16 protein-coding genes are annotated in these 15,864 nt (G+C 41.0%); 7 read left to right on the top strand and 9 right to left on the bottom strand.

Translation table 11 applies throughout. The annotated features are described in order from the left end of the window. Positions 1 to 21: 21 nt before the first annotated feature. The 6 genes from gatB to HUJ21_RS04605 all read left to right on the top strand — a co-directional run bounded on the left by gatB (position 22) and on the right by HUJ21_RS04605 (position 7,323). Positions 22 to 1,506, top strand: a complete 1,485-nt coding sequence (gatB, locus tag HUJ21_RS04630; RefSeq protein ID WP_291367758.1) for an Asp-tRNA(Asn)/Glu-tRNA(Gln) amidotransferase subunit GatB — start codon at positions 22 to 24, stop codon at positions 1,504 to 1,506. 2 nt (positions 1,507 to 1,508) lie between these two features. Then, complete coding sequence (locus tag HUJ21_RS04625; protein WP_291367756.1) at positions 1,509 to 2,627, top strand: TlpA disulfide reductase family protein; 1,119 nt, start codon at positions 1,509 to 1,511, stop codon at positions 2,625 to 2,627. 346 nt (positions 2,628 to 2,973) lie between these two features. Next, complete coding sequence (locus tag HUJ21_RS04620) at positions 2,974 to 3,444, top strand: nucleoid-structuring protein H-NS (RefSeq protein WP_166142801.1); 471 nt, start codon at positions 2,974 to 2,976, stop codon at positions 3,442 to 3,444. Positions 3,445 to 3,471: 27 nt separating this feature from the next. Continuing rightward, positions 3,472 to 4,050 (top strand): hypothetical protein, encoded by a 579-nt coding sequence (locus HUJ21_RS04615; RefSeq protein WP_166142803.1) that lies wholly within the window; start codon positions 3,472 to 3,474, stop codon positions 4,048 to 4,050. Then, complete coding sequence (locus tag HUJ21_RS04610) at positions 4,047 to 4,886, top strand: hypothetical protein (RefSeq protein WP_291367753.1); 840 nt, start codon at positions 4,047 to 4,049, stop codon at positions 4,884 to 4,886. The genes HUJ21_RS04615 and HUJ21_RS04610 overlap by 4 nt, the downstream gene beginning before the upstream one ends. Further along, complete coding sequence (locus HUJ21_RS04605) at positions 4,873 to 7,323, top strand: leucine-rich repeat domain-containing protein (protein ID WP_291367752.1); 2,451 nt, start codon at positions 4,873 to 4,875, stop codon at positions 7,321 to 7,323. Before HUJ21_RS04610 ends, HUJ21_RS04605 begins: the two co-directional genes overlap by 14 nt. A gap of 47 nt (positions 7,324 to 7,370) precedes the next feature. On the opposite strand, the gene HUJ21_RS04600 is transcribed toward HUJ21_RS04605, so the two are convergent. The 6 genes from HUJ21_RS04600 to HUJ21_RS04575 all read right to left on the bottom strand — a co-directional run bounded on the left by HUJ21_RS04600 (position 7,371) and on the right by HUJ21_RS04575 (position 11,207). Further along, positions 7,371 to 7,868, bottom strand: coding sequence for a DNA starvation/stationary phase protection protein (locus HUJ21_RS04600; RefSeq protein WP_291367750.1), 498 nt, complete (start codon positions 7,866 to 7,868; stop codon positions 7,371 to 7,373). Between the two features lie 177 nt (positions 7,869 to 8,045). Next, positions 8,046 to 9,068, bottom strand: a complete 1,023-nt coding sequence (locus tag HUJ21_RS04595; protein ID WP_291367748.1) for a hypothetical protein — start codon at positions 9,066 to 9,068, stop codon at positions 8,046 to 8,048. A 9-nt stretch (positions 9,069 to 9,077) separates the two neighbouring features. Then, positions 9,078 to 9,401 carry a DUF3817 domain-containing protein gene (locus HUJ21_RS04590; protein WP_166142813.1) on the bottom strand — a complete coding sequence of 108 codons (324 nt, stop codon included), beginning with the start codon at positions 9,399 to 9,401 and terminating at the stop codon, positions 9,078 to 9,080. Between the two features lies 1 nt (position 9,402). Further along, positions 9,403 to 9,963, bottom strand: a complete 561-nt coding sequence (locus HUJ21_RS04585; protein WP_291367745.1) for a hypothetical protein — start codon at positions 9,961 to 9,963, stop codon at positions 9,403 to 9,405. Between the two features lie 35 nt (positions 9,964 to 9,998). Continuing rightward, positions 9,999 to 10,538, bottom strand: a complete 540-nt coding sequence (locus tag HUJ21_RS04580) for an acyl-CoA thioesterase (protein ID WP_291367743.1) — start codon at positions 10,536 to 10,538, stop codon at positions 9,999 to 10,001. Between the two features lie 12 nt (positions 10,539 to 10,550). Then, a complete protein-coding gene (locus tag HUJ21_RS04575; protein ID WP_166142817.1) occupies positions 10,551 to 11,207 on the bottom strand; it encodes a protein-L-isoaspartate(D-aspartate) O-methyltransferase in 657 nt (218 codons plus the stop codon). A 125-nt stretch (positions 11,208 to 11,332) separates the two neighbouring features. Between HUJ21_RS04575 and HUJ21_RS04570 the strand changes: the two genes are divergently transcribed. After that, the gene (locus HUJ21_RS04570; RefSeq protein ID WP_291367741.1) at positions 11,333 to 11,923 is read left to right on the top strand and encodes a riboflavin synthase; all 591 of its coding nucleotides are present in this window, start codon (positions 11,333 to 11,335) and stop codon (positions 11,921 to 11,923) included. On the opposite strand, the gene HUJ21_RS04565 is transcribed toward HUJ21_RS04570, so the two are convergent. Genes HUJ21_RS04565 through HUJ21_RS04555 form a run of 3 tightly spaced genes read right to left on the bottom strand, consistent with a single transcriptional unit; the run spans position 11,907 to position 15,860 of the window. After that, complete coding sequence (locus HUJ21_RS04565; RefSeq protein WP_291367739.1) at positions 11,907 to 12,500, bottom strand: phosphatase PAP2 family protein; 594 nt, start codon at positions 12,498 to 12,500, stop codon at positions 11,907 to 11,909. The two genes, HUJ21_RS04570 and HUJ21_RS04565, sit on opposite strands and share 17 nt — an antisense overlap. After that, entirely contained in the window at positions 12,497 to 13,408 is a 912-nt protein-coding gene (hemF, locus tag HUJ21_RS04560) for an oxygen-dependent coproporphyrinogen oxidase (protein ID WP_291367738.1), read from the bottom strand. The genes HUJ21_RS04565 and hemF overlap by 4 nt, the downstream gene beginning before the upstream one ends. Before the next feature lie 22 nt (positions 13,409 to 13,430). Then, complete coding sequence (locus HUJ21_RS04555; RefSeq protein WP_291367736.1) at positions 13,431 to 15,860, bottom strand: BamA/TamA family outer membrane protein; 2,430 nt, start codon at positions 15,858 to 15,860, stop codon at positions 13,431 to 13,433. Between the last annotated feature and the right edge of the window lie 4 nt (positions 15,861 to 15,864).

The following is a 15,864-nucleotide window of genomic DNA, read 5'->3' as shown; positions in this document are numbered from 1 at the left end:
GATTAATGTAATGATTGAAAAATGATTGAAGAGAAGTCTATTTCCCAGGTGGAAGAAGAAACCAAAATGAAATACGAGTTGGTCATTGGGTTGGAGGTGCATGCACAATTGCTCACCAAAAGCAAAATGTATACTTCTGATTCCACAACTTTTGGCAATATGCCCAACACCAATATATCTGTGATCACTTTAGGTCATCCGGGTACTTTGCCAAAAGTAAATAAAAGGGCGGTAGAATATGCCATTAAGATGGGCCTTGCCTGTGATTCTTCCATAACAAGGAGAAACGTATTTGCCAGAAAAAACTACTTTTACCCTGATCTACCCAAGGGTTACCAACTGACACAGGACAAAAACCCTATTTGTGTAGGAGGTCATGTGCCTATTGTGTTGTCCAGCGGTGAAAAGAAAAACATTGCTCTTACCCGAATCCACATGGAGGAGGATGCTGGTAAATCTATTCACCTGGCAGGAGAAGTAGATACCCTGGTTGATTTTAATAGGGCAGGAGTACCCTTGATAGAAATTGTCACCGAACCGGATATGCGGTCTTCGGAAGAAGCATACAATGTGTTGACGGAGATCAAAAAAATTGTCAAATACCTGGGGATATGTGACGGAAACATGGAAGAAGGGTCTTTGAGATGTGATGCCAACGTGTCAGTAAGACTTCGGGGAGATGAAGTTCTGGGAAAGAAAGTAGAAGTAAAAAACATGAATTCTTTCCGAAATGTAGCCAGAGCCATCGAACATGAATATGACAGGCAGGTACGGCTTTTGGAAAATGGGAAGGAGATCGTTTCAGAGACGAGAACCTTTGATGCCACTACAGGCAATACCGGCAGTATGCGTACCAAGGAGGACCTCAATGACTACAGGTATTTTCCGGAACCGGATTTAAGTCCTGTGGTTATTTCCGAAGAGTGGTTGACCTCCATAAAAGATGAAATGCCCATTTTGCCAAGGGAGCTTTTTGCTAAATTCGTCAAAAAATATGGCTTGCCTGAGTATGATGCCGGGGTGCTGACTGATCAAAAGGAAATAGCCTTGTGGTTTGAAGAATTGTGCCACCATACAGAAAACTATAAAAGTGCATCCAATTGGTTGATGGGGCCTATCAAATCATACCTGAATGAACTGACTCTGGGCATTGACGATTTTCCACTTGGCCCAAAACAAATGGCTTCCCTGATAGCCTTGATAGATGCTGGAAAGGTAAGTTATACTGTGGCATCACAGAAGATATACCCCCAGATGCTCAAGCATCCTGAACAATCTCCTCTGGAAATTGCCCAGAAGTTGAATTTGATTCAGGAAAGCGATGAAGGGACCATAAGGCCCGTTATTGAATCAGTACTGGCCGAAAATGAGTCAAAGGTTCAGGAATACAAATCTGGGAAAAAGGGGCTTATGGGTATGTTTATGGGTGAAGTAATGAAAAAATCCAAAGGAAAGGCCGATCCCAAGGTTGCTAGTAAAATTTTATCTGAATTATTGAATCAATAAATATGAAGAATTCTATTCAAGCAGTGCTTTCCATCGGATTGGTTGCACTATTGATTTTCTCCTGTGGAGAAAAGGAGGAGCAGGTATTCGATGGAAAAATATCCATTTCCGGAGAACTTGAGAATGCCCCTGGTGGACAGCTCTTGATCTCTAAATACAATAATGACAGGATCGAAGTTTTGGATACGATTGATATGGACAGTGATGGGGGATTTTCTTATGAATTGAGCCTGGATACTCCTAATTTTTACGAGCTTGATCTTTTTGGGGAAAAGACGGTTCGTTTGGCACTTTATGATGAGGATGTTCAGGTTAAGTATGATTTTCAATCTGAAGAACTGGATATTTCCGGATCAAAGGATAGTCAGCTGATGCAGAAGATCGATGAACTTACTGCTCAATATCAGGAGGAGGGTAATGCCTTAAATACTGAGTTTTATGATGCCATGGCAGAGAAGAATCAGGAAAAAATCCAGTCGATTCAGGAGAAGGCAATGGAATTGGAATTAGACCACGCAGAGCGGATAAAGGGAGCCATAGCAGAAATGGAGGGAAGTTTTGCCGCTTTGGCGGGGCTGGGTATGCTTAATCCCAGGACTGATTTTAACTACCTTGACAGTGTAGTCGTAGAGTTGGGCAATAAGTACCCGGACATGAAACTGATCAATTCCTGGAAACAGGAATTGGAAGAATTACGGGCCTTGTCCATAGGGCAACCTGCCCCGGAAATCTCCTTACCCAATCCCCAGGGAGAAACGGTTAATTTGTCAGATTTGAGGGGAAAATATGTTCTCGTCGATTTTTGGGCCGGTTGGTGTAAGCCTTGTAGGGACGAAAATCCCAATGTGGTACGTTTGTACAACAAATACAAGAATGAAGGTTTTGAAGTATTTGGGGTTTCTTTGGACCGGACAAGGGAAATGTGGGTGAAAGCCATAGAAGAGGATGGATTGGAGTGGACTCAGGTATCTGATCTTAAATATTTTAATTCAGAGGCTGCTGCCACCTATCAGATCAATGCCATACCAGCAACTTACATGATAGATCCTGAAGGAAATATTCTGGCGAAAGACCTAAGAGGTAAGTCATTGGAACGAAAATTGGAAGAATTATTCGATTAAATATTACATGGAATAATTTGCCAGGACCTATCAAAAATGAATATTCTATAAAATTAAAGCAAATTCAGAAAATGCTGTTTCAATTGTGCGATTGAAGGAATTTTTCACTATAATTGATCATGTTTGTAGTAAAAATTCCTGAAATAGAACATCGGAAATAGCAATAGTTCAAATCTATATAATTGTCACCCATTGAAAACTTTGCCAAATAAAAATTTAATTCCTTAAAAAAGTTAGTACTAATATTTTCATTCTTTAATGTAAAATCTAAAGAAAAATAGGGTGAAAAGACCTCACTTAAAATTCATTATGATTTTGCATTAACCTTAAAAACCATTCAATTCTTATGAAAAAAAGACACCTAAAATTTCCCCTGACACGGTCATTGACTGTTATGCTATTTGTGCTATTAGCCATGGGAGCCTGTAAAAGCAAGAAAAAGGTTGTTGAGGCTGAGCCTGAACCTGCACCTGTAGAAGAACCAGCACCAGCACCAGAGCCAGAACCAGAGCAGCCTTCTGCTGAGGAAGTGGCTGTTGGAAAACTGGAAAATTATTTTGACGCTGTGGCCAATGCATCAAATATTCAGAGTGCCAACAATACAATAAGAGAAGCCCTTGGTATGTTTTCCAATCAGAATACGCCGGTGTTGATTGTCATTCATGAAGAATCAGGCGTCAAGGATTATGACGAACCCACAACGATAGAACGCTACCTCAATTATTTGAAAGATACCCGGAAGAATCTGAATTTCATCAGTGATATCAGAATGGATGGGTCAGGGAAGGTTACCGAATTAGAATTAAGAAGAAGATAATAAACAAACAAAAAGAATTAAGCGATTATGAAAAAATATATTCCATCCCTTTTGGTTTTTTTCCTGGCTACCGCTATCTCGGTTTTTGCTCAGGATGAAAACATCAGTCCTCAAAGAAAGCAGGCTATAGATTCCCTGGCCCTGGAAAAAGTTAAGGATTTGAGTAAATATATCAGCATCATAGGTAGTAAAGAGACCCAGTTTTCTGAGGCTACCAGAGTAATGGACCGTGCTGAAGAACTTTTTGCTCCAGATGCTGAAATGGGCGTCTCATCCATCAATACCAACGAAATAGCTTATTACAAAATCAGAAGATATTTTGAAAGGCTGATGGCTTTGAATTATGACCGGGTAAACATCAGCTGGTATGATATCCATTATATCAGTGATTTGGAAAGGCAACCAGATGGCAGGTATGTTGGAGTGATCACCATTTACCAGAGGTTTGAAGGCACTTCTCAGGAGGCCGGATTGAACTATAGAGATACAACAAAGAAAGACATTACCATTTACGTCGAAAAGAAACAGACCCAGATTTCCGGAAGGACAATTGAATTCTGGGACGTACTTCTTGGAGACGTGAGAGTGACGGAAACATCAGCATGAGATTAATATTCATTATTTTAATTACCATATTTATATCTATATTTTCCGCACCGGGGCAATCTTTTGATAGCTCCGGGCGGGTTATAGATGACGGCAGATTTGCTGCCGCCACCAAACAAGTAAACCAGTTTTTCAGAAGATTCAATGCCGAAGAGAGTAAAGAAGGAGACATAAGATATAATCCGGGTGATGAAAATTACCGGGATACGGCATTGAGAAAATCTTTCATTAATATTCTTTTTGACAATGAAACATCAGATGTTTCCAATGACCTTAAAAGGGAATTTATCAATCATGTTGTTTCCGATGTTTACCCCCAATATTTGAATTTCCATGGTGGAGAGTGGTTTGCCGAAGTCACTACGGTATTTAACTACAATGGGAAAAGGCAGGATGTAACCTTGTTCCTGAAGCTGCAGCCACAGGGCCTTGGCTATGAATGGGTAGTTGAAAATGTGAGTTTCCCTCCATTTTCGGAGGCATTTGACAAACCTGAGGGTGACGATAAAAAATTCCTTCACCCACTTAGCCATGAATTGGGCTTTATGAACCTCAAAAAGGCCATGTTGGATAATCCAAAGCCGGAATCCTACACCCCGGACGGATATAAACCTGATTATCTTACTATTTTTCTATATGAGATAAAGAAAAACAGGATGAAATTCGAAACCGTTAAAGATACTAAATTCCATTTTTTTCAAATCGATAAGTGGTATTTTGAACTTACTCAATTCAATCGACCGGGATTCAATACCGGATGGCTCATTGCCAATTTATTGAAGCTTGAGGAAGGGGATAAAGAAATCATATTGAATTACATCTATGACCGCAATTAAAATAAATATTTCACTACTACTGATTTTTTTAAGTGGTACATCCTTGCTCCTGGCCCAGGATCTGGGAGAATATAGCAAACAAGAAATTAAAAACTTTAGCCAGCAAGCCGAAGATCAGGTCAGGTTTTTGCAATATTTCCTCAATACTGTCGGAAGTAGTGAGACCTCTGCCAGAGACAAAGATGTGATCATCAGGGAGAGTTATAAAAAGATTTTCAGAGATGAAAATGTTCAAATTGAAGATGATCTATTGACCGACAGAAAAGTAATCACCAATAAAAACGTCGTTGCTTACCTCAAGGATATAGAGTTTTTTTTTAAAGATGTGGCTTTTGAATTCAAGATAAAGGAGGTAAAGCCAAAGTTGAATGACAATGACGAATTGTTTTTTGAAATAGGGCTTGACCGGACTTTGACGGGTTTGGGATTGGAAAATGAAAAGATTGAAAACACGAAGTCCCGCTATATTGAGATCAATTTAGACAGGGATTCAAATGAACTTAAAATAGCAAGCATCTATACCACAAAGTTGAGCAGGGATGAGGAATTGCTGGAATGGTGGTCTACCCTTTCCCTGGAATGGGAAACCCTGCTAAAGAAGCAATTCCAAATCGAGGAGGATTCAGTGGGTCTGGACATGTTGTATAAAATTGCTGCATTGGATACCCTAGATCTATCTGGAAATCGCCTGTTAATTGATCTCTCGCCGATCCAGGTATTCAGAGACCTGAAATATTTGGATATTAGCCATACCCAGATCGAAGATTTAGCACCCGTAAGCAATGTTACTTTTCTGTCTTACCTCGATATCTCTCATACAGCTGCAACAGACATTCAGTTTATTAAATATTCCGATAAACTCAGGTATTTGAACATTTCCGGCACTGAGGTGAACAATATCGAGGAGCTTTCCAGCTTGAAAGCTTTAAAGATTTTTAAAGCTTCTAAAACGGCATTAATGGGTTTTGGTGTATTGTCAAATTTTATTGAATTAGAGGAGTTGGATCTGGAAGAGAGCGGTTTTAATAATATTGAAAACATCAAGCATCTCGTTAACCTGAAATTACTCAACCTCAAAGGAAATTACCTGATCAACTTCGGGTTTTTAGCTGAACTCAAAAGTCTCGAGGAAATAAACCTTGAGGCCACCAACATCCTGGACCTTTCCCCTTTGGCTGCCTTGACAAATCTATGGCGGATTAATATCAACGGCACAGAGGTAAGTCAACTGGATCCTTTAAGTGGGTCAAAATCCGTAACCAGGATTTATGCAGACCGTACCAGTATTTCAGAAAATGCTGCCGAATCATTTTCCAGAGTCAACCGCAGAATTTTACTCATTCACAATGTGGAGAACCTGCAGACATGGTGGGAAACTCTACCAGATGGGTGGAACCAGGTCTTTATCCAAAAATTTCCCCGATTGGGTCAGGGACAGCCCACCATTGAAGAACTTTCTGAATTGGTCAATATCGATACATTGACACTGGATGATAGCAAGGTTGTGAACCTTAGACCAGCCTTAAAGTTCAAAAATGCCGTATTCATTTCTTTTAAGAACACCATGGTGGAGGACCTTTCCCCACTCGCTGAATTAAAGAATTTGACAGATATACATGGGGATAAATCCGGAGTAAATAACCTAAGGGCTTTGCAGGAATTAAAGGGGCTCAAAAAGATCTCTTTTATGCATACCAAAATCAGTTCTGTTGAGCCATTGAAATCATTGCAATCTTTAAGCCTGGTTTATCTGGACAGTACTGAGGTGCCTGATTGGGAAGTATATGAACTTGCCAGGATTCTTCCCGAAACCAATATTATTTTCAGGACAGCTGCATTGAATTCCTGGTGGGATGGTTTGGAAAATGAATGGAATAATTTGCTTCGTTCTTATTTCGACTTGTCTGATGAACCCGACAAGGAGACCCTGCACAGGATTACTGCCAGTGACAAAATTGCCATTGATGGTGCAAATATTTACGATCTTGAACCTTTACTGACCTTTTTTAACCTGAAGGACCTGAGTATAAAAAGCGTACCTCTGCAGGATCCTTCGGCCCTTGCTAGATTGGAAAGGCTGGAGTCTTTGCAAATTGTAGAAACTCCATTTACGGACCTCACAGTTCTGGAGCCCCTTACTTATTTGGAAGTGTTGGATGTTTCCAATACTTCTGTGGAGGACCTAAATCCTTTGAATAGTCTGGGTAGAATAAGACAGTTGAATTTGTCAGGTACAAATATCAGCAATCTCAAAGGATTGGAAATGCTCTATGATTTGCGTTTTCTGGATATTGCAAGCACAAACGTAAGAAACCTGAAACCAATCAGCCACATGATTAACCTTGAAAATCTTGTTTGCTACAATACCCGTATTAGCAATAGAAATATAGAAAAATTCAAAGAAGATCTACCCGATTGTGAAGTAAGGTATTATTAGTAGATTTGGAATTTAAGAATAAAAAAAAAGCCCAACCGGGCTTTTTTTTATTCTGGTTTGATAAATGAACTCAGCATCCAGTGATGTAATTCCAGACTTTTGATAAAAGCAATCAACATGTCCTCAGTAGCCGTATCACCTAAATCAGCTACCTTTACAGCACATTCGTTCATATTGTCTACCAAGATCTGAAAATCTCTCAGGACTTCCTCAACCATCTCTTTAGAGCTTAAATCCGTACCTACTTCTTCAATGTCTGCGTGCTGCAAGTATTCTTTCATCAAACTATAGGGAGTCATTCCGAATACCCTGATTCTTTCCGCAATCAAATCAATATTGGCAAAAGACTCATCGTACAATTCTTCGAATTTCTCGTGTAAATCGAAAAAATCACTTCCCGTCACATTCCAATGAAAATTCCTCAATTTCTGGTAATGTACATGGTAGTTGGCCAATAACTTGTTTAAAGAGCCAACAATTTTTTCTGATTCATCTTTATTATATCCAAGTTTCTTAAAAACTCTTTTTTCTGCTGTAATGCTCATAATGGTCTATTATTTTAATAGGTTCTTAAAAGAAATTCCATTAGAAAAGAAACACATATTATGCCAAACTATGGATTTTTTCCATGCTACTCCCATTAGGAAACATGATTTTCATTTGGTTTTTCAGGGGTGTTACCCCACTAGACAGAATATTAATCGGAAAAAGGACAATAAAAATTACCGATGCAAGACCTGGTTCAGGCTCATTCTCAGTATTTCACCCATATTGCGACATTTCAAGAAATCCGGATTGTTATAATGTCTTGCCAACTCCTGTTTGAGCAGGTTGGTATTGGCTTCGGTGGAGATGGTATCCTTTTCCATGCTGTTTAAAATATCCGCTATTTCTTTTGGAGAACTTTTCAGGCGGGTAGCAATTAAGGCCCTTTCTTCTTTCTGGTACTGTGCCATGGATTCAGGGGTGATGTGCCGGATTCCCAGTTGTATCAATGCATTATTTTGTTTAAAGTATTGGGGTAAGTAAATGGATTTTTTTCCTTCATAGGATTGCTGGTCAAAATCAATCGACCTTATCCTGTAATGCGTTTCCTCAAAATCCGGTGTAACATCTATGACAAAATTGGAGGAATGCATGTCGCCAAGAAGTCGCACAAAACACCTTTCATTGAATTTGACAAATTCCTTTGACAATCGGATGGGGTTCAGTAAAGGGTCATGGATCTGTTGTTTCATGAATTGCTCACCGGGAATGCCGGCAATATGTTCCTCAATCAGGGAATCTCTGTAGACCAGGTAACCGATCCTATTGGGAGAGAGCAGGTGTTCAAGCTCCAAACCATATACCCGTGAAGCATCTGCGTTTTTGATGTAAAAATAGTCAAAATTATCATTGATGCGGTTTACAATTCTCACCCTGAAAGGCTGCGTATTGCCATAGGTACAAAGGTCTATTCTATCCACATAAAGGTGTTGCATGACACTCATGTCTCCATCCGCCTTCAAAAGGGCATAGATTTTTTTGACCTTTAAGTGGATTTCATTTCTGTCAGACTCATCGTAAAACACCGTTTCCCATAAAGTGTCGTTTCCCTTAAAGTCATACAAAGCTATGGAATTACCGTACCTCAATAACTCCTTGTAATGGATGGGGATATCCACCTCGCGGCCGTATTTGATCAGGTATTTCCTCAGGTTTTCACTGATGGGGTATACAATCTTCTTTTTACTGATGACTGCCATGCCTTGAAGTTAATTTCGGTCTTCTATGAGGGCTTCCTGCTTTCTAAGCTTTCTGTCAAATAAAAATGGACCAAATGGCAGCACTGATGCGATCAGGGCAAACAATGCATTCCGGAAAGTCCAACGCAATTTTCGGGAAGTAGGAAATAATACCAGGATGTATAGGATAAACAATATCCCATGGATCCAGCCCACATAAGTGACCATGGCTGGTAATTCAAATATCCATTTCAATGGCATGGCGATAAATACCAGAATCAACATGGAAACACCTTCGGTGAGGCTGATGATCCTGAAACGCTTCAATATGGCCAATCTTTCTTCATTTGTCATGTTATTGTTTTTTAATGTTGAAAAAAACCTGTAGGGTGTTCCACAGTTTTCTTTTTAGTCCCTCATTCTTTTCCAATTCCTCCAACTCATCGGCAAAGAAATATTCAAACGGTTCCTGCGAAATATGGTAGTTGTCTTTTTTCATTCCCATCAGGGGATGATGCAAGGTCCCAAAAAGAATCATTTTATTGGGATCAAGTTGTGACAAAGGGTCTTCATTGCAATCCTTCAATGATTTTTCCGATACCAGGGCAATATCTCTGAGGGAAAGGTTTACCGCCCTAAATACCTTAAATAAAAACGCTCTCGAACTTTCCCTGAGCACATCCCCCTGGTAAATTACCAGAATAGATTTTTGGAACTCACCCTCATACTCAAGGGGCTCAGGGTCTTGTTCCTTACTTCCTATTTGTTCGTTTTCCGGTTCTTCCAGCACAGCTGAAGTTTCGGATTCCAAATCCATACGGGCTGCCATTCGGTCAGCTGCCATTTTTTCATTGATTTCATCCTTGATAACAAAAATGTCTTCAGAAAGGAAAAGCGATAATTCTTTACTATTCATTTCAATTGGGTTAGAAAGCTATAAATTACAAAAAATTATTGCTTCTTGCTGACCCCATCCAGGTCAAAAAGGGATTTTAATTCCGTTGCATCCTGGGGGTCCATGCGATTGGCCAGAATCAGCCGCAATTGCCGGCGCCTTAATGCTCCGGCATACAATTCCTCCTGGATTTCGCCTTCAGGGACCAACTCCGGGACTTGTATCGGCTTTCCCTGTTTGTCAACGGCTACGAAAGTAAAAAAAGCTTTATGGGAAGCATACTTTTTGTTGGCTGGAATATCTTCCGCAAATACTTCTATATACACTTCCATCGATGTGGCAAAAGCCCTGGTAACCTGAGATTTCAGGGTGACTACATTTCCCAGGGCAATGGGGTTTTTAAATGATATGTTATCTACCGATGCTGTTACTACTATTGAATTGGAATGGCGCTGGGCAGCTATGGCAGCTACCACATCCATCCAATGCATCAATTTCCCGCCCATTAAATTATTCAGGGTATTGGTATCATTGGGCAGGACCATTTCGGTCATGATCACCTTTGATTCCTCCACATATTTCTTTTTCATTTCCATAAAACCACTGTTTTATTGCCAACCCTCTTCTCCCAGAAGGGGTACGAATGCAAAGTTGTCGAAATTTTCTTTCAGGATTTTTTTATCCGTTTGCTTGGTTAAGCGCAACATTTGCTGGGTATTCCTGTCCCCAACAGGGATGACCATCACCCCACCGATGGCCAATTGCTTTAATAAAGTTTTAGGTACCGTAGGTGCTCCGGCCGTCACAATAATTTTATCAAAAGGAGCCTGTTCAGGCAAACCCTTGCTTCCATCCCCACAATAATGCTTAACTTTTACACCTATCTTCGGTAAAAATTTTCGGGTTCTGTCGTACAATACTTCATTAAACTCAATGGTGTGCACTTTTGCTCCCATACAGTACAAAATGCCTGCCTGATATCCTGAGCCAGTTCCTATTTCCAGAATTTTGTCTCCTGGTTTTACATTTAACAGCATGGTTTGGAAGGCTACGGTGTAAGGCTGGGAAATGGTTTGTCCTTCACCAATTGGAAAGGCCTTGTCTTCATAGGCATGGCTGAGCAGAGCAGAGTCAAAGAAAAAATGACGGGGGAAGTTGTTGATCGCTTCTAATACCGCTTCATCCTTAATCCCTTTTTTGCGTAGTGTTTGCGTGAGGTTTCTTCTTTGCCCTTTGTGTAAATAGCTGTCTTCCAGTCTCAACATGGTTTTTGATCTTATCTTATACCGATTGAATGGCTAAGTTAATGCTAAAAATGGCTTACTTTGTTATGGAAACAAGAATATCTCTTTTGGGGTTTCTCTTTTGTTTCTCATAAAAGAATAAGCATATGTTTACAGGAATTGTAGAGTCCATAGGTAAAATCAAACAGAAAAAACCTGATGGGACCAACGTGCATTTTGATATCGAAAGTCCTCTGGCAGGAGAATTGAAAATAGACCAATCAGTAAGTCACAATGGAGTTTGCCTTACCGTGGTGGCTGTGGATAAGGATATTTATCGGGTTACTGCAATCGAGGAGACCCTGCAAAAAACGAATTTAGGAAATTTGGAAAAGGGGCATGTTGTTAACCTGGAAAGGTGCATGCCCGCCAATGGGAGATTTGACGGGCATATCGTTCAGGGGCATGTTGACCAAACGGGCACTTTAGCAGCGGTAAGCAATAAGGAAGGAAGTTGGATATTTGATTTTACCTACGATAGTCAAGCTGGGAATATTACGGTAGAAAAGGGATCCATATGTGTCAATGGTACCAGCCTTACCTGTTTCAATTCCAAAGAAGGTAGTTTTAGTGTCGCCATCATCCCTTATACCTATGAGCACACCAATTTTCACCTGCTAAGACCTGGAGATACGGTAAACCTGGAATTTGACATCATTGGCAAGTACATCCAGAGAGTTCTCAAAGGGTACCAATAGCCCCTGCACCAAAATATCGTTTCCAGGCTTCTTGTGCCTTGCCGGTCAACCACCAAACCAACCAGGCTAAAATCATCCCAATCAATGCCCCCGTGACTATGTCCAAAGGGTAGTGAACCCCCAGGTATACCCTGGTGTAGGAAATGATGGCAGCCCATAAAAACAACCAGCGGAATGCTTTGATATGGTCTTTACCTACCTTCCAAAGATAGGCAGCCAGGGCAAAAGTATTCGCTGCATGGGAGGAAGCAAAACCATACCTTCCACCACAACCGGAATAGTTGTTAATAATACCGTCCCACCTGGGATCATGACAGGGCCGGAGTCTTTCAAAAAAGGGCTTCATGATGCTGGAAGTCACTTGGTCTGCCAGTATAACCACGAGCAGGAGTCCAATGATGTACCAAACACTGTCTTTTTTGTAGGTTTTGATAATCAGAAACAATAAAAATAAATACAGAGGGACCCAGATGAATCTCCCGGTAAGCGTCAACATGACAGGATCCAGCCAGGGTGCATGCAGCTGGTTTAGAAAAAGAAACAAAGCTTCATCCCAATTTTTTATATATTCAATCATCCCGCAGCATTAATCCAGTCCATGTCTTTCTTTAATAGGTCCAGGGTAGAGGCTTCCGCTGAACCCGGTTCAGGGATTTGGTTGTATTCCCATTTTGCCAGTGGAGGCATGCTCATAAGGATGCTTTCGGTGCGGCCATTGGTGTCCAAACCAAATTTGGTACCTGCATCCCAGACCAGGTTAAATTCCACATACCTGCCCCTTCTCAAGGCTTGCCATTGAAGCTCTTTTTCTCCATAGGGCTTACCTGAATGCTGCTTCATTAAAGAACGGTAAATTTTCGGAAACAGGTAACCGACTTCTTCCACAAATGAAAGCAATTTTGGGAATGGCATGTCATCACCAGCTGTCAGCCTGTCAAAAAAAATGCCTCCGACTCCTCTGGTTTCTTCCCGGTGGGGAAGATAAAAGTAGTCATCTGCCCATTTCTTGAATTTCGGATAAAAATCAGGATGATATCTGTCACAAAGGGTTTTTAACTGCCGGTGAAAATACTGTGCATCTGCCATATTTATATAATGGGGGCTAAGATCTATTCCGCCTCCAAACCAATAAGTACCATTACTCATTTCAAAATAGCGAATATTCATGTGAATGATGGGTACCAGAGGGCTGATGGGGTGAATGACAATGGATACTCCGGTAGCGAAAAAATCTGATTTGTCGAGTTTAAGTTTTTTCAGTATTTTATCCGGAGTTGGACCATGGACGGCGCTGAAAGCAACACCACCTTTGGCAATGATTTTGCCGTTTTTCATCACACGGGTTGTGCCACCACCACCCTGGGAGCGTTGCCAATTATCAGCTATAAATTCCCCCTGCCCATCTTCCATTTCCAGCTCACGGCAAATATGGCTTTGTATGTTTTTGAATTTTTCCGAAATAGCTTCCTTACTGATTTTTTCCATTACTTATCGCTGACAATAAAATTTAGAAGGGATAGCCTATCCCAATATTGAATACTTGCTGGCCTTTTTCCCCAAAAGGCTGTTTGAAAGAAATTTTGTCCAAAATAAATCGCTCCTTTTCTGGTCTGGCCGGGTCATAAGCCTTGATTCCCATGTCCAGGCGCAGTACAAGGAAGTCAAAATCCATGCGGAGCCCTAAACCCGTTCCAACGGCCAACTCTTTATAGAATCTGTTAAATTTAAAATCGGTTCCTTCCCGGGAGGGATCTACTGCAAATGTCCATGTATTTCCCGCATCAATAAAGAATGCGCCGTCAAAATACCCAAATAATTTCCTTCTGAATTCAAACATGGCTTCAAAAAGAATTTCTCCGGGCTGTTCAAACCTGTAGTCAAAAGTACCATCCTCCCGGATTTCCGGGGTAAAACTCCCTGGTCCCAATCTTCGTGGTTGCCAGGCACGGATAGAGGTGCTTCCCCCCGCAAAAAAATACTTTTCGTAGGGTAATACCCCTCCACTGATACCATAGGGCTTGGCCAGACCCAGGTTGAGCCTGTAGGCAAAGGTACTGTTATTGGTCAGGGGAATATATCGTCTGAAGTCCGATTGGAATTTTAAAAACTGGAAATAATTCAGGTTTCTGTCAGCCAGCCTTTCGGGGTCTAGGAAATTAAAGGTAGTGCCGCCACTTTCCACAAACAAGCGCCATAGGGAAGCCTGGTTTTTTCTGTAAAGTCCGTACTGATTGAAATTGATGATGACCTGACCTGAAATACTGCTGACATACGATGGAAGGAAAGAGTTGATCAGGTTGTTGCCCTGCGCCTGAAGTTCTTCCAGTCTGGATTGAAACAAGGAATCCAGGTTGGAACGGATAAGATTGGCATCCAGTAAGTTGACTGAAAATTGGTGTCTCAGGTTTCTGGTGGCCCAGGTATAGGCCAAAATGGTATTCAGGGCATCTCTCACATATTCCGGACGGTTGACATAGCTGTACCCCAGTAAGGTCCTGGTTCTGGGGTTGTAACGGCCAAATTTTTCAAGCGTTCCAAAATTAAAAGGGACCAAAAATTGCGGGAAAATGATGGAAGCAGAAGTGGAAAGTTCCCGGCTTCTGTACACCCCTCCTTCGGTTGTGGCGGAGGCCACCCCTTCAAGGCCTGCCCTGAAATTAAATTCGAAAATTTCCAACCCACGAAAAAGGTTTCTGTTTCGCAGGGAATGGCTGAAAAAGGGTCCGGGGAGCTGTTCAGTGACGCTGGCACCAAGCTGATTGGTGATTTGGAATTTTTGGTTGGGCCGGGTAAATATTTTCGTGCGGATGCGATTATCCAAAGTATCAAAGGAGATGTTTACAAACCTGAAAACATCCAGATTGGCCAATTGCCGCTGTGTTTCTATGACCGCATTTTTACTGTAGACATCACCTTTTTTCTGGAATATGCGGGAGCGGATAATTTTTTCGGCATATCGGTCCTGGTACATGATGAACTGCACATTGTCAAATTCAGAGCTAATTTTCTCGTCGGGAATGATGTCGTTTGGACTGGCAATGGTAAAGACAATGGAATCAATGGTGTAAATGCGATGGTTTCTTCCCTGGCTTGTTTTTCGGATCAATTGTTCTATGACTACCTGTTTCTCCAGCGTGTCTTTAAAAACATTGTACTCGATAAATGATTTGGAAAAGGTATAATACCCATTGTCTTTTAACAGGTCTTCAATCCTTTGCCTTTCATTGGTTAGGTCAGCCTGCGTGTACATATCACCCTCCTTTACCAGACTGAACTGTTGGTGTTTTTCGAGTAATTTATAAATTTGAGAATCATCAGATTTGGTAAAGATGCTATCGATCCTGTAACCGGCATTCTCTTCAATTAAGTAACTGACTTCCGCCTTTTTACCCGAAGTGTCAATTTCTGTATGTACTTTTGCATCGAAAAAACCATTATTTTGCAGGTAGACGGTCATTTGTTGTCTGGAGGAAGCCAGCTTTGTACTGTCCAGAATGACTTTGGCATTGCCAGTCCGCATAAACCAGTTCCCGTATTCCAATTTTCGCTCCAGGTTATTGATACTGCCTTCCAGTTTTCTGTACCGTTTTTCAATTTTTCCCGAAGAATTGCCTTCATTTATCAAGGTTGAAAGTTCACGGGCTTCCTGTTGTTTCTGCTCTAACCTGGAGGCAAGTTTGGTGCTATCATAAAAAGCGGTACCCATATCGTAAACCAATACCCCTGGTGATAGATTAAAAACAGGAATTCTCGTATTGGGCTTTTGTTGGATAAGGTTCTTGAGTGCTTCCGCATCGCTCTTTTCAATTCCTTCGGTATTGATGTTATACAGCAGAAGCTCGTCTTGTTTTAGCCCTCTGGTCAACGAACAGCCCCACAACGACAGGATCAAAAAAAGAAAGTTTATATATTTGATATTCTTCACTTCAACACTCATGGCT

It is taken from the genome of Cyclobacterium sp. (assembly GCF_014762705.1).
In the GTDB taxonomy this organism is placed as follows: Bacteria; Bacteroidota; Bacteroidia; order Cytophagales; family Cyclobacteriaceae; genus Cyclobacterium.
This window is presented reverse-complemented; position numbering and strand designations above follow the sequence as displayed.